The following is a 12,199-nucleotide window of genomic DNA, read 5'->3' as shown; positions in this document are numbered from 1 at the left end:
AAGCGCTGAACGAGTGTTTAACCGAGTGCGCTGAACGACTGTTTAACACCCACGCTTCGAGACCGTCAAGCACAATGACGGCATGACTGCGCCCCGCCGAATGGGAACCGAGAACTCCAAGACCCGCCTGCTCCTGCTCGACACCGCGGAGCAGCTGATGCTCAAGGAGGGGTACGCGGCCGTCGGCGTACGGCGGGTGGCGCGCGAGGCCGACGTGGCCCCGGCTCTCGTCCTGTACTACTTCCGCACGCTCGACGACCTCTTCCTCGCCATGCTGCGGCGGCGCGCGGAGGACGAGTTGAAACGGACGGCCCGCGCGTTCGACGGTCCCCAGCCCCTGCGGGCCCTGTGGAAGCTCACCAGCCACCCCGGCAATGCACTGACCACGGAGTTCACCGCCCTGGCCAACCACCGCAAGACCATCCGCGCCGAGCTCGCCTTCCATGCGGAGCGCTACCGCGAGGCTCAGCTGGAGGCCCTCACCCGCAGGCTCACGGAAACAGGCGTCGAGCTACCGCCCGAGGTGTCCCCGGCCGTGCTGCTCATGCTGACCAACGCGCTCGGCCGCGTACTCATGATGGAGAACACCATGGGAATGTCGACCAGGCACGCGGAGGTCCTCGCCTTCGTGGAGCAGTTCCTCCAGCGTTACGAGGGTGCCTCCGCGCCCGCCGTGGCACCTGGAACGTGAGCGACCTCAGTCCCGCCCCGGCGGCTTCCGTCCCCCCAACTCCCGCCGGCGCGTCCGCAGGGAGTGAGCGGCCGACTTGGGCTCAGGAGCCCTCGGCAGAGCACGCGTCCTGAGGAAGAGCGCAGGTCGGAGTGCATGCGACCTGCGTTCTCCGGACTCCATGGACGATTCGGCGGCCCTCTGGACGCCGAGTAGATTAGGAGCATGGATCTGCCGGTGATGCCACCCGTGAAGCCGATGCTCGCCAAGTCGGTGACGGCGATTCCGCCGGGCATGCAGTACGAGGCGAAGTGGGACGGCTTCCGGGCGATCGCGTTCCGCGACGGGGACGAGGTCGAGCTGGGCAGCCGTACCGGGAAACCGCTTACCAGGTATTTCCCCGAGCTGGTGGAGGCGCTGCGGGAGCGGGTGCCGGAGCGCTGTGTGCTGGACGGGGAGATCGTTATCGCGCGGGAGGGCCGGCTCGACTTCGACGCGCTCACGGAGCGCATCCACCCGGCGGACTCCCGGGTGCGCACGCTGGCCGAGCGGACCCCGGCGTCCTTCGTCGCCTTCGACCTTCTGGCGCTGGCCGACAAGGCGCTGCTCGACGTGCCCCTGAGCGACCGGCGCGAGCTGCTGACCAGGGCGCTGGCCGGGGTCACCGCACCCGTGCACGTGGCGCCGGCGACGACCGACGTCGAGGTGGCCCGGCAGTGGTTCGAGGAGTACGAGGGCGCGGGCCTGGACGGCGTGATCGCCAAACCGCTCACCCTGCGTTACCTCCAGGACGAGCGTGCCATGTTCAAGGTCAAGCACGAGCGCACCGCGGACGTCGTGGTCGCCGGATACCGCTTCCACAAGAGCGGGCCGATCGTGGGCTCGCTGCTGTTGGGCCTGTACGACGACCGGGGCGCGCTGCAGCACGTCGGCGTGTCCGCCGCGTTCCCGATGAAACGCCGTGCGGAGCTGGTCGAGGAGCTGGAGCCGCTGCGCATGGAGGACGCGGCGGGCCATCCGTGGGCGGCCTGGTCGCAGGAGGCGGCGCACGAGACGGCCCGGCTGCCGGGGGCGCCGAGCCGCTGGTCGGGCAAGAAGGACCTGTCCTGGGTGCCGCTGCGGCCCGAACGGGTGGCCGAGGTGGCGTACGACCACATGGAGAACGGGGCACGGTTCCGGCACACGGCCCGCTTCCGCCGCTGGCGTCCGGACCGCACCCCTAAGAGCTGCACGTACGCGCAGTTGGAGGAACCGGTGCGCTACGACCTGTCGGAGATCCTCGGGCCGCCGCCGAGGAGTTGAGCAGACCGGCTCACGGCGTCATCAGGACCTTCACCGCGCCGTCCTGCTTGCGCTGGAACATCTCGTACGCGTGCGGGGCGTCCTCGAGCGGCAGGCGGTGGGTGGCGAAGTCGTCGACGCCGAGGGGGTCCTCGTCGGTGAGGTACGGCAGGATGTCGTCGCTCCAGCGGCGCACATTGGCCTGGCCCATGCGGATCTGGAGCTGCTTGTCGAACAGGGTGAGCATCGGCAGCGGGTCGGCCGTGCCGCCGTAGACGCCGACCAGGGAGAGGGTCCCGCCGCGACGCACCAGCTCGATGGCGGTGTGCAGGGCGGCCAGGCGGTCGACGCTGAAACGTTCCGCAAGCGGTCCGCTCAGTTTCCGCGGCAGCAGGGCGGAGGCGTTCTGGATCATGCGAGCGGCCGCGCTGCCGTGTGCCTCGGTGCCGACGGCGTCGATCACGGCGTCGGGGCCACGGCCGTCGGTCTCGTCGCGGATCGCGGTGACCAGCTCCTTCTCGCTGTCGAAGTTCCTGAGGTCGTACGTCTCGACGCCCCGCGCGCGGGCCCGGCGCAGCCGGTCGCCCACCAGGTCGATGCCGAAGACCCGGCCCGCGCCGCGCACCTGGGCGACCCGGCAGGCCATGTCGCCGATGGGGCCGAGGCCGAACACGGCGACGCTGCCGCCCTGCGGGACGTCCGCGTAGGCGACCGCCTGCCAGGCGGTGGGCAGGACGTCGGAGAGGTAGACGTAACGGTCGTCGGGCGGCCCCTCGGGCACCTTGATGGGCCCGAACTGGGCCTGTGGCACGCGCAGATACTCGGCCTGGGCGCCGGGCACCGCGCCGTAGAGGCGGGTGTAGCCGAACAGGGCGGCGCCCATCCCCTCGCCGGTGACCTGGGTGGTCTCGCACTGGGTGGGCAGCGCGTTCAGGCACATCCAGCAGTTGCCGCAGGCGATCTGGAACGGCACCACCACCCGGTCGCCGGCCTTGAGGTCGGGCACCCCGGCGCCGACCGCCTCGACGATGCCCATGGGCTCGTGGCCGAGGATGTCGCCCGGGGTCATGAACGGGGTGAGCACCTCGTACAGGTGCAGATCGGAGCCGCACAGGCCGCTGGACGTGATGCGGATGACGGCGTCCGTCGGTTCCTGGATCGTCGGGTCGGGCACGGTGTCCACCCGTACGTCGCGCTTGCCCTGCCAGGTCACTGCCTTCATCGTGCCGCGCTCCCTCCGCCGGCCGGTCCGTCCCGGCGGGTCCGGGGGCCCCGGGTCCCGGCTGCGGCCCGGGTACCCGGTCGCCCGGTCCCGAACCGCCGTGGCCGTCGGTCACGGTCACGGATGGCCACTGTCGAACGGATGAGCGCACAATCAAGACAGGGAACGGGGGTGCCCATGACGGACACGAGTCGTTCGAGACGCACGGGGCGGCGCACGGGGCGGCGCGCGGGGCGCGTCCGGCCGCCGGCCGCCGTCGCGCTGTCGGCAGCGGCGCTGGCCGCCGCCCTGACGGTCTCGCTCGCCGCGGGCTGCACCTCCTCCCGCGAGACCTCCCGGCCCGACGACGGCCGGAGCGCGTCGCAGAGCCCCGGGCCGACCGGCCCCGGCACCGGCTCGGTGCTCGCCGTGAAGATCGACAACGCGCCGGGCGCCCGACCGCAGACCGGCCTCGACGCGGCGGACGTCGTGTACGCCGAACAGGTCGAGGGCGGGCTGAGCCGGCTGATGGCCGTGTACGCGACGAGGCTGCCGGCGGCCGTCGGACCGGTGCGCAGCGCCCGCGAGTCCGATCTGGAGCTGCTCCGTCAGTTCGACCGGCCGGTGCTGGCGTTCTCCGGGGCGCAGGGCAAGCTGCTGCCGCTGATCGACCGGGCGCCGCTGGACGCCGTCACACCCGAGAAGGCGTCCGGCGCCTACTACCGCGGCACGGACCGCGCCGCTCCGCACAACCTGTACCTGCGTCCGAGCCGGCTGCTGCCCGCCGCGCCGGGCGCCGCCGCGCTGACCACGGGCTTCCGTCACGGCGCCGCGCCCGCCGGCGGCAGGGCGGAGCACTCGCAGACCGTGCGCTATCCGGCGGCTCGCTTCACCTTCACCTGGTCCGCGAGCCGGGCACGCTGGCTGGTCTCGATGGACGGCACACCGAGTGTGACGGCCGCCGGGCAGCCGGTGGCGCCGGCCACGGTGGTGGTGCAGCACGTGACGGTGCGCGCGTCGCGTTTCCACGACTTCCTCGGCAACAACACGCCGTACACCGAGACGGTGGGGGCGGGCAAGGCCGAGGTGCTGCGCGACGGACGCGTCTTCGACGTGAACTGGAAGCGGGCGACGGCCACGGACGGCACGGACTTCACCGCCGACGACGGAAAGCCCGTCGCTTTCGCCGAGGGCCAGGTGTGGGTCGTGTTCGTGAAGGCACCGTAGACGTCAGTTCCGGGCGATGACGGGCTCCGCCGGGTTGCGCAGCCCTTCCGCCGCGTCCGAGACCCTGCGGATGAGGTCGAAGAACTGGCCCTGTTCCTCGGCGGAGAGCGGCGCGAGGAAGACCTGGTTCATCCGGGCCGTGCGCACGGCCAGCTTGCGGTGGGTGCGCAGGCCGTCGTCGGTGAGGCGCAGCAGGAAACGGCGGCCGTCCTGCGGGTCGCGCACCTTGTCCAGCAGCCCGCGGCGGCCGAGCCGGCTGATGACCTCGGCGATGGTCGACCGGTCGAGACCGACCCGCTCCCCCACGGTGCGCTGGTCCAGTCCCGGCTCGGCGACGAGCGCGTTCAGGACCGCGAACTGCGGCGATGTGGTGTCCTCGGAGACCATCGTGTTCCACAGGAGGTAGTGCGCCTGCTGCAGCCGCCGGGCCAGATGCCCGGGGTGGGTCGTGAGGTCCAACGCGGCCATGTGCACTCCCACTGTCCGAATTAGTCGGTGCACTGAACAATACCCGGTGTCCAGTGCGGCTCGCGAGCGATCGTCGTCCAGCGAGGCCTTGACGGTTTCGCGCGCCGATGGCAGCGTGAGGCATCTCGCTGGAATACTCAGTGCGCTGATTAATTCGCAGAGATGAGGCTGCACGGATGGACAAGGCGGTCGCCACGGCCCTGGAGGCGGTGGCCGATGTCGGCAACGCCCACGGGGACGAGCTCGCCCTGTCCGGTCACCGCGAGGCCGCCGCGGCGCAGACGGCGGGCCCCTTCGACGCCGGCGACTGCGTCCGGGCGGACGCCTCGCCGGAGGCGAGGGCGAAGCTCAGGCCGTCGTTCGGGATCGAGGACGGGACGGTGACGGCCGGCAACGCCTCGCCGCCGACCGACGGCGCCGCCGCCCTGCTGCTCGTGGACAAGGAGGGACTGCGGACCACCGGCCGCGAGCCGCTCGCCCGTCGGGGTGGCGGCGTCGGGGTCGCCGTCCCGCGCATCGGCGTGGGCCAGGGCCTCGCCCTCGTCCTCGAACGACAAGGAACCCAGGAAACGCCATGACTCTCACTCAAGCCGACATCGACCAGGAGATCGCGGCCGAGCACGCCGCGTACGAGAAGCGGCGCGCCGACGGCGCTCCCGTCGAGCACCAGCCGCGCCGCGACTACGCGCCGTACCGTTCCTCCGTCCTGCGCCACCCCAAGCAGCCGCCCGTCGCGATCGACGTCAGCAAGGACCCGGAGCTGGTGGAGCTGGCCTCCCCCGCCTTCGGCGAGCGGGACATCACCGAGATCGACAACGACCTCACCCGGCACCACCACGGCGAGCCGATCGGTGAACGGATCACGGTTTCCGGCCGGTTGCTGGACCGCGACGGGCGTCCGGTCCGCGGCCAGCTGGTCGAGATCTGGCAGGCCAACTCGGCCGGCCGCTATGCGCACCAGCGCGAGCAGCACGACGCCCCGCTGGACCCGAACTTCACGGGCGTCGGCCGCACCCTGAGCGACGACAACGGTTTCTACCGTTTCACCACCGTCCAGCCGGGCCCCTACCCCTGGCGTCAGCACGTCAACGCCTGGCGGCCGGCCCACATCCACTTCTCGCTGTTCGGCACGGCGTTCACCCAGCGGCTCGTGACGCAGATGTACTTCCCGAGCGACCCGCTGTTCCCGTACGACCCGATCATCCAGTCGGTGACGGACGACGCGGCCCGGCAGCGGCTGGTCGCGACCTACGACCACAGTCTGTCGGTGCCGGAGTTCTCAATGGGCTACCACTGGGACATCGTGCTCGACGGCCCGCACGCCACCTGGCTCGAAGAAGGGCGCTGACCAGCGATGACGAAGATCGACACAAGCCGTCCGGAGACCGTGCTGCCCACGCCGTCGCACACGGTCGGCCCCTTCTACGGCCACGCCCTGCCGTTCCCCGGCGGCGGTGACATCGCCCCCGTCGGCCACCCGGACACGATCACGCTGCAGGGTCACGTGTACGACGGCGAGGGCAAACCGTTGCCGGACGCGTTTTTGGAGCTGTGGGGCGCGGACCCCGAGGGCAACCTCCCCCAGGTCGACGGCTCGATGCGGCGGGATGCGTCGAGCGGCGGTTTCCTGGGCCGCAACGGCGTCGAGTTCACCGGCTGGGGACGCGTCCAGACGGACGCGGACGGCCACTGGTCGGCGCGGACGCTGCGGCCGGGCGCGCGCGGGCGCAGCGCCCCGTACCTGAGTGTGTGCGTGTTCGCGCGCGGGCTGCTGGTGCACCTGTTCACCCGGATCTACCTGCCCGGCGACGACGCGGCGCTCGCCGCGGATCCGCTGCTGAAGCAGCTGGACCCGGCGCGCCGCGCCACGCTGATCGCCCAGGACGGCCCGCTGGGCACCTACCGTTTCGACATCCGCCTTCAGGGCGAGGGCGAAACGGTCTTCCTGGAGTTCCAGTGACCCCTGCGCACACCGACGGTCCGTCCGAGGCCGGTCTGCTCTCCCCCGGGTGGACCGGCTCCGCCGCCGCCTCCGCGACCGGGGACCACGCGTTTCTGCGGGCGTTGCTCGACGCGGAGGCCGCGCTGACCCGCGCCCAGGAGACGCTGGGGCTGGCCCCGGAGGGGGCCGGCGCGGCGGTCACCTCGGCGGCCGGCGCCGGTGACTTCGATGTGCGGTCCCTCGCCGAGCGGGCCCGAGGCGGCGGGAACCCGGTGATCCCGCTGGTCGCCGATCTGACGAAGGCGGTCGGCACGCAGTACGGCCCGTACGTCCACCGGGGCGCGACCAGCCAGGACATCATGGACACGGCGATGATGCTGGTGGCGGTGCGCACGCTCGGCCTCGTCCTGGCCGACCTCGACCGCAGTCGGCGCGCGCTGGCCCGGCTCGCCGCCGAGCACCGGGACACGCCGATGCCGGGCCGGACGCTCACCCAGCACGCCGTACCGACGACGTTCGGTCTGAAGGCGGCCGGCTGGCGGTCGCTGGTGCTGGACGCACGCGACCGCGTGACGGCCGTACGGGACACGCTGCCCGCCCAACTCGGCGGCGCGGCGGGGACCTTGGCGGCCTTCACGGCGTACGGCGCCGACGACGCGACCGCCCTGCCCGCCGTGTACGCCCGTGAACTCGGGCTGCGGGCACCGCAGTTGCCGTGGCACACCCTGCGGACGCCGATCGCCGACCTCGCCGCCTGTCTGGCCTTCACGGCGGGCGCCCTGGGGAAGGTCGCGACGGACGTCCTCTGCCTCTCCCGCACCGAGATCGCCGAGGTGGCGGAGGGCAGCGGGGGCGGTTCCTCGGCCATGCCGCACAAGGCCAACCCGGTACGGTCCACGCTGATCGCGGCCGCCGCCCGGCGCGCCCCGCAGCTCGCGGCCACGTTGCAGGGGTCCCTGGCGGCGGAGGACGAGCGGCCCGCCGGGGCCTGGCACGCCGAGTGGGAGCCCCTGCGGGACCTGCTGCGGCTGGCCGGCGGGGCCGCCCGGGACGCGGCCGAGCTGACGGAGGGCCTGCGGGTGAACGCGGACGCGATGCGCGCGAACCTCGCCCTCACCCACGGGCTGATCGTCTCCGAGCGGCTGTCCGCCGAGCTGTCGGCCGTGCTCGGCCGGGCCCGCGCCAAGGAGCTTCTCACCGAACTCGCCCGCCGTGCCTACGCGGAGGATCGTCCCCTGGTCGAACTCCTCGCCGAGGAGCCCGACTTGAAGGACGTCGCGCTCGACGACCTCACCGACCCCGCCCGCTATACCGGCTCCGCCGGAGTCCTCACCGACCGTGCCCTGGAGCGACGTTGACCAAGAGACTGCTCAACCACCGTGCCGAGGGGCCGGCTTCCGCGCCCCCGCTGCTGCTCGGCCCCTCGCTGGGCACCTCGTACGCCCTGTGGGACAAGGTCGCGCCGGAGCTGTCCGTCACGCATCGGGTGGTCCGCTGGGACCTGCCGGGGCACGGAGGTTCGGCGGCCGACCTGATCGGTCCCGGGGCCACCGTCGGCGATCTCGCCGAACTGGTGCTGGCGCTCGCCGACTCCCTCGGCCTGGAGCGGTTCGCGTACGCGGGCGTCTCCCTGGGCGGCGCGGTGGGTCTGCAGCTGGCGCTGCACCACCCCGAACGCCTCTCATCGCTGGCGATGATCTGCTCCTCGGCCCACTTCAACGGGTCGAAGCCGTGGGAGGAGCGGGCCGCGCTGGTGCGCAGGGAAGGTCTGGCGGGGCTCGCCGAGAACGCGAACTCCCGTTGGTTCACACCGGGGTTCACCGTGCCGGAGCTGATCGCCGACCACCGTGATGCGGACCCGGGAGCCTACGCCGCGTGCTGTGACGCGCTGGGCGCCTTCGACCTGCGCGAGCGGCTGCCGGAGATCGCCGTACGGACGCTGCTGATCGCCGGGCGTCATGATCCGGCGACGCCGCCCGCGCATCTGCGGGAGATCGCGGACGCGGTGCCGGGTGCGGCGCTGGTCGAGCTGCCGGGGGCCTCGCACCTCGCGCCCGCCGAGTGTCCCGAGGCCGTGCTGACCGCGCTGCGGGCACATCTCGACGGCGGGGCGAAGCGGGGCATGCAGGTGCGGCGCGAAGTGCTCGGGGACGCGCATGTGGACCGGGCGCAGGCCGGGCAGGACGCGTTCACCGCGCGCTACCAGGACTTCATCTCGCGCTACGCCTGGGGCGAGATCTGGACCGACCCGACCCTCAGCCGCCGCGAGCGCAGCATGATCACACTGACCGCGCTGGTGGCGCACGGCCACTACGACGAGTTGGCCATGCACGTGCGGGCGGCCCGGCGCAACGGGCTCACGCCGGACGAGATCGGCGCGGTCCTGCTGCAGACGGCCGTCTACTGCGGGGTCCCGGCGGCGAACTCGGCATTCGCGGCGGCCCAGCGGGTGCTGGCGCAGGAGGACGGAACCGGCTGAGACGCATCCGGCCGCAGCGCCGCGACGCGTCGGGGAGCTACCTCCGGGTCTGTCCGGGGACGAGGCCCACCTGCGGCGCGCCCAGCCCGTTCAGGGCCAGCTGTGCCTTCTCCGCCAGGCCGTCGGCGCCGCAGGAACGGGCCAGGGTCAGGCCCCGGCCGAGTTCGGACGCCGAGCGCGACAGGATGCCGTACTCGACGCGGGCGGCGGCGTGTTCGTACTGGCAGGGCGAGGACTCCAGATAGGTGACCGCCTGCTGGGCGAGCCGGACCGCGCGCTGGCCGGTCTCCAGGGCGGCGGCGCAGCGCAGGGCCTCGCCGATCGCGGTGTCGGTGCCGAAGCGTTCGGCCTGACGGCGGGCCTCGATGACGAGCCGGTTCGCACGGTCCGGGTCCTCACCGGCCAGGGCCCGGGCGAGGTCGACGGCCCAGGGGCTCATCACCGGGTTGAGGTGGCCGCGGGCGGTGGCGGCCTTCTCGGCGGCCTCCAGTTCGTTGATGCCGTCCTTGACCCGGCCGACGGCCAGCAGCAGTCGGCCGCGCACGGTCCGCGGGTCGGGCAGCACGATCGTCGACGGGTACGGCGGGGCGAAGCCGTACTGTTCGGCGGTCTCCCAGGCCTCGGCGACATGGCCGCGGACCAGCAGCGTGTCGACGAGGTTGCAGGTCGCCGACCAGTACAGGGGCAGGCCGCGGCCGACGCGTTCGGCGAGGCGCAGCGATTCCCTGAGGGACTCCTCGGCCTCTTTCAGCCGGCCCCGGCGGCGCAGCCCCACCCCGAGGTAGGCATGCGCCAGGGCGAGATGGCCCCCGCTCCAGCCGACGGAGACGTAGGCGCGCAGGGCCTCGTTGAGGAGGGCGTCGGCGCGGTCGAGCCGGTCGGTGTAGGCGTAGGAGCCGGCCAGCATCATCAGCAGTTCGATGCCCCACTCCTGGTCGGTCCAGCCGAGACCGGGGGCGAGGCGGCCGTTGACGAGGGCGCGGTCGCAGAACTCGACGACCTCCATGGCGTTCTCGCCGTGGATCGCCGCGTCGAAGCCGCGCAGGATGAGCAGGGCGCGCTCGGCGTTGTCCCGGCCGGTGCAGGCCGCGACGAGCGAGGCGAGTTTCTCCGAGCCGCGCGGTGAGGCCGTCTCGCCGGCGTGCACGCCCTCCCACATGAGCTGCACGGCCTGCAGTCGCAGCCGGGCGGGTCCGGGGGCGTGCCGGGCGGCCTCCGCCTCGACCGTGCGGACGCCCTCCTCCAGCTGGTCGTTGTGCACGAGCGCCTGGGAGAGGCGGCAGACGGCGTCGACGCGCTCGGCACCGTCGAGACCGGGCATGCCGAGTGCCGTGCGCAGGTGTTCGATGGTCCTGGCGGGTGCGGTGAGGAAGGTCGCGGAGCCCAGTTCGTAGAGCACGTGCGCGTGGACGTCGGGGGCGGGCGGTTCCTGCAGAGCGCGTTCCAGACAGCGGCGGGCCGCGTCCGGGGCGCCGACGGCGAGGTGTTCGCGGGCGGCCTCGCGCAGCTGCTCGACGAGTTCCTCGTCGCCCTCCGCGTGGACCTGGAGCAGGTGGCGGGAGGCGGCCGCGAGGCCGTTTCCGGCGTCGGCGACGACCTGGGCGGCGATGCCGTGCATCGCGGTGCGCAGGCCGGTGGGGATGGAGTCGTAGACGGCGGAGGCGATCAGCGGGTGGACGAACTCCAGGTCGCCGTCGTCGGCGGGGACGGCGCCCGGGGCGGGTTCGGTGAGGATGCGGGCGTTGCGCAGCAGTTCGGCGCAGCGCACCGCGTCGTCCCGGCCGAGACCGGCGAGCCGGGCCGCCTGGGCGACGGAGATGTCGGCGCCGAGGATCGCGGCGGCCATGGCGAACTTGGTGGCGTCGACGCCCAGTTTCTCCAGGCGGTCGACGAGGCCGCCGCCGCGGGCGGCGCGGTTCAGGGGGCGCAGTTCGGTGGCCGAGGACTCGCTCGGCTCCAGTTCGCTGTCGCGGACCTTGGCGAGGAGTTCGACGGTCTCGTAGGGGTTGCCGTCGGTGACGGCCCACACCTCGCGGCAGAACGCGGCGTCGGCGTGCGCGCCGAGGGTGGCGCGGGTGAGGCCGGCGACCGCGGCCGGCGTCAGGGCGCTGAGGCTGGTGACGGCGCGGCCCGCGGCCTCGCCGATGGCGTCGAGATGACGGGCGGCGTCGCCCTTGACCTCGCCGGGCCGACGGGCCACGACGACCAGGACGGAGAGCTCGTCGAGGCGTTCGACGAGCGCGGCGAGCCAGCGCAGGGTCTCCTGGTCGGCCCAGTGCGCGTCGTCGACGAGGAGCACCAGCGGGTAGTCCCGCCTGGCGAGCCGGGTCACGGCGGCGACGAGGCCGTCGCACACGCCCTGCGGGTCGGCGTGGCCCTCGCCGGGTTCGGCTATGCCGAGGGCGGGGCCCGCGATGTCGTACCAGTCGCCGAGGTACTCGCGGACCTCCTCCGGGTGCAGGGACAGCAGCGTGGGCTGCAGCAACTGCCGTACCACATTGAAGGGGACGGACTTCAGGGTCTCGCCGCCGCGGGCCGACCACACCATGCAGCCGTGGTCCTCGGCGATGCGACGTGTCTCGGCCAGCAGAGCGGTCTTGCCGAATCCCGCCTCGCCCCGGAGCACCAGCAGGTGACCCGACGAGGACTGGCGGGCGCAGAGTGTCTCCACCGCCTGCGCGATCGCGGCGACTTCCCTCTCGCGCTCCCAGAGGGAAGTCGAGGCGGCCGCCGTCGGCCTGACCTCCGTCATCCCGCTACCTCCCCAAGTCGCCCGAACGACGTACGGACCTCGAGCGTAGCCGTCCGGGGGCCCGCGCGGAGGGCGGTCGGCGCAGGTCCCGCCTCGACGGGTGACAAGGGTGGCCCTCGACGCCCCGGCGGGCCTGCGGGAGTGGCCCTGTGACGTCAACGGCGGCTGACGCGCGCCGA

Annotated in this window: 10 protein-coding genes and 1 pseudogene; 8 read left to right on the top strand and 3 right to left on the bottom strand. The window is 72.9% G+C overall.

Annotated elements, in window-relative coordinates; genetic code table 11:
* Positions 1-82: 82 nt before the first annotated feature.
* Both ACZ5SK_RS22620 and ACZ5SK_RS22615 read left to right on the top strand, forming a co-directional pair.
* Entirely contained in the window at positions 83-691 is a 609-nt protein-coding gene (locus tag ACZ5SK_RS22620; protein WP_334575329.1) for a TetR/AcrR family transcriptional regulator, read from the top strand.
* Between the two features lie 204 nt (positions 692-895).
* Positions 896-1,972 carry an ATP-dependent DNA ligase gene (locus tag ACZ5SK_RS22615; protein ID WP_334575330.1) on the top strand — a complete coding sequence of 359 codons (1,077 nt, stop codon included), beginning with the start codon at positions 896-898 and terminating at the stop codon, positions 1,970-1,972.
* A gap of 10 nt (positions 1,973-1,982) precedes the next feature.
* On the opposite strand, the gene ACZ5SK_RS22610 is transcribed toward ACZ5SK_RS22615, so the two are convergent.
* On the bottom strand, positions 1,983-3,173 hold the full coding sequence (locus ACZ5SK_RS22610) for a zinc-dependent alcohol dehydrogenase (RefSeq protein WP_334575331.1): 1,191 nt from the start codon (positions 3,171-3,173) through the stop codon (positions 1,983-1,985).
* Positions 3,174-3,350: 177 nt separating this feature from the next.
* Between ACZ5SK_RS22610 and ACZ5SK_RS22605 the strand changes: the two genes are divergently transcribed.
* Entirely contained in the window at positions 3,351-4,379 is a 1,029-nt protein-coding gene (locus ACZ5SK_RS22605; RefSeq protein WP_334575332.1) for a DUF3048 domain-containing protein, read from the top strand.
* A gap of 3 nt (positions 4,380-4,382) precedes the next feature.
* On the opposite strand, the gene ACZ5SK_RS22600 is transcribed toward ACZ5SK_RS22605, so the two are convergent.
* Entirely contained in the window at positions 4,383-4,847 is a 465-nt protein-coding gene (locus tag ACZ5SK_RS22600; RefSeq protein ID WP_334575334.1) for a MarR family winged helix-turn-helix transcriptional regulator, read from the bottom strand.
* 203 nt (positions 4,848-5,050) lie between these two features.
* Here ACZ5SK_RS22600 and ACZ5SK_RS22595 point away from each other — a divergent pair.
* From ACZ5SK_RS22595 to pcaDC, 5 genes and pseudogenes are all read left to right on the top strand, one after another.
* Positions 5,051-5,329, top strand: a pseudogene (locus tag ACZ5SK_RS22595) (thiolase family protein); the annotation flags it as partial.
* Positions 5,330-5,421: 92 nt separating this feature from the next.
* Entirely contained in the window at positions 5,422-6,195 is a 774-nt protein-coding gene (gene pcaH, locus ACZ5SK_RS22590; RefSeq protein WP_334575336.1) for a protocatechuate 3,4-dioxygenase subunit beta, read from the top strand.
* Between the two features lie 6 nt (positions 6,196-6,201).
* The gene (gene pcaG / locus ACZ5SK_RS22585; protein WP_334575337.1) at positions 6,202-6,807 is read left to right on the top strand and encodes a protocatechuate 3,4-dioxygenase subunit alpha; all 606 of its coding nucleotides are present in this window, start codon (positions 6,202-6,204) and stop codon (positions 6,805-6,807) included.
* Positions 6,804-8,147: a 3-carboxy-cis,cis-muconate cycloisomerase gene (pcaB, locus tag ACZ5SK_RS22580; RefSeq protein WP_334575339.1), complete on the top strand. Its 1,344-nt coding sequence runs from the start codon at positions 6,804-6,806 to the stop codon at positions 8,145-8,147. Before pcaG ends, pcaB begins: the two co-directional genes overlap by 4 nt.
* Positions 8,144-9,268, top strand: a complete 1,125-nt coding sequence (gene pcaDC / locus ACZ5SK_RS22575; protein WP_334575340.1) for a bifunctional 3-oxoadipate enol-lactonase/4-carboxymuconolactone decarboxylase PcaDC — start codon at positions 8,144-8,146, stop codon at positions 9,266-9,268. Before pcaB ends, pcaDC begins: the two co-directional genes overlap by 4 nt.
* 37 nt (positions 9,269-9,305) lie before the next feature.
* Here the strand turns inward: pcaDC and ACZ5SK_RS22570 are convergent, their stop codons facing one another.
* Positions 9,306-12,020, bottom strand: coding sequence for an ATP-binding protein (locus ACZ5SK_RS22570; RefSeq protein ID WP_334575341.1), 2,715 nt, complete (start codon positions 12,018-12,020; stop codon positions 9,306-9,308).
* Positions 12,021-12,199: the final 179 nt, after the last annotated feature.

The organism is Streptomyces sp. NPDC031474 (assembly GCF_055581185.1).
The sequence above is the reverse complement of the archived record's forward strand: the minus strand, read 5'-3'. Positions and strand labels throughout refer to the sequence as shown.

What these genes read in the sequence shown, in the direction of transcription:
- ACZ5SK_RS22605 (WP_334575332.1), top strand. Translation starts at nt 3,351, where the DNA reads ATGACGGACACGAGTCGTTCGAGACGCACGGGGCGGCGCACGGGGCGG.
- ACZ5SK_RS22600 (WP_334575334.1), bottom strand. Translation starts at nt 4,847, where the DNA reads ATGGCCGCGTTGGACCTCACGACCCACCCCGGGCATCTGGCCCGGCGG.
- pcaG (WP_334575337.1), top strand. Translation starts at nt 6,202, where the DNA reads ATGACGAAGATCGACACAAGCCGTCCGGAGACCGTGCTGCCCACGCCG.
- ACZ5SK_RS22610 (WP_334575331.1), bottom strand. Translation starts at nt 3,173, where the DNA reads ATGAAGGCAGTGACCTGGCAGGGCAAGCGCGACGTACGGGTGGACACC.
- ACZ5SK_RS22615 (WP_334575330.1), top strand. Translation starts at nt 896, where the DNA reads ATGGATCTGCCGGTGATGCCACCCGTGAAGCCGATGCTCGCCAAGTCG.
- pcaH (WP_334575336.1), top strand. Translation starts at nt 5,422, where the DNA reads ATGACTCTCACTCAAGCCGACATCGACCAGGAGATCGCGGCCGAGCAC.
- ACZ5SK_RS22620 (WP_334575329.1), top strand. Translation starts at nt 83, where the DNA reads ATGACTGCGCCCCGCCGAATGGGAACCGAGAACTCCAAGACCCGCCTG.
- ACZ5SK_RS22570 (WP_334575341.1), bottom strand. Translation starts at nt 12,020, where the DNA reads ATGACGGAGGTCAGGCCGACGGCGGCCGCCTCGACTTCCCTCTGGGAG.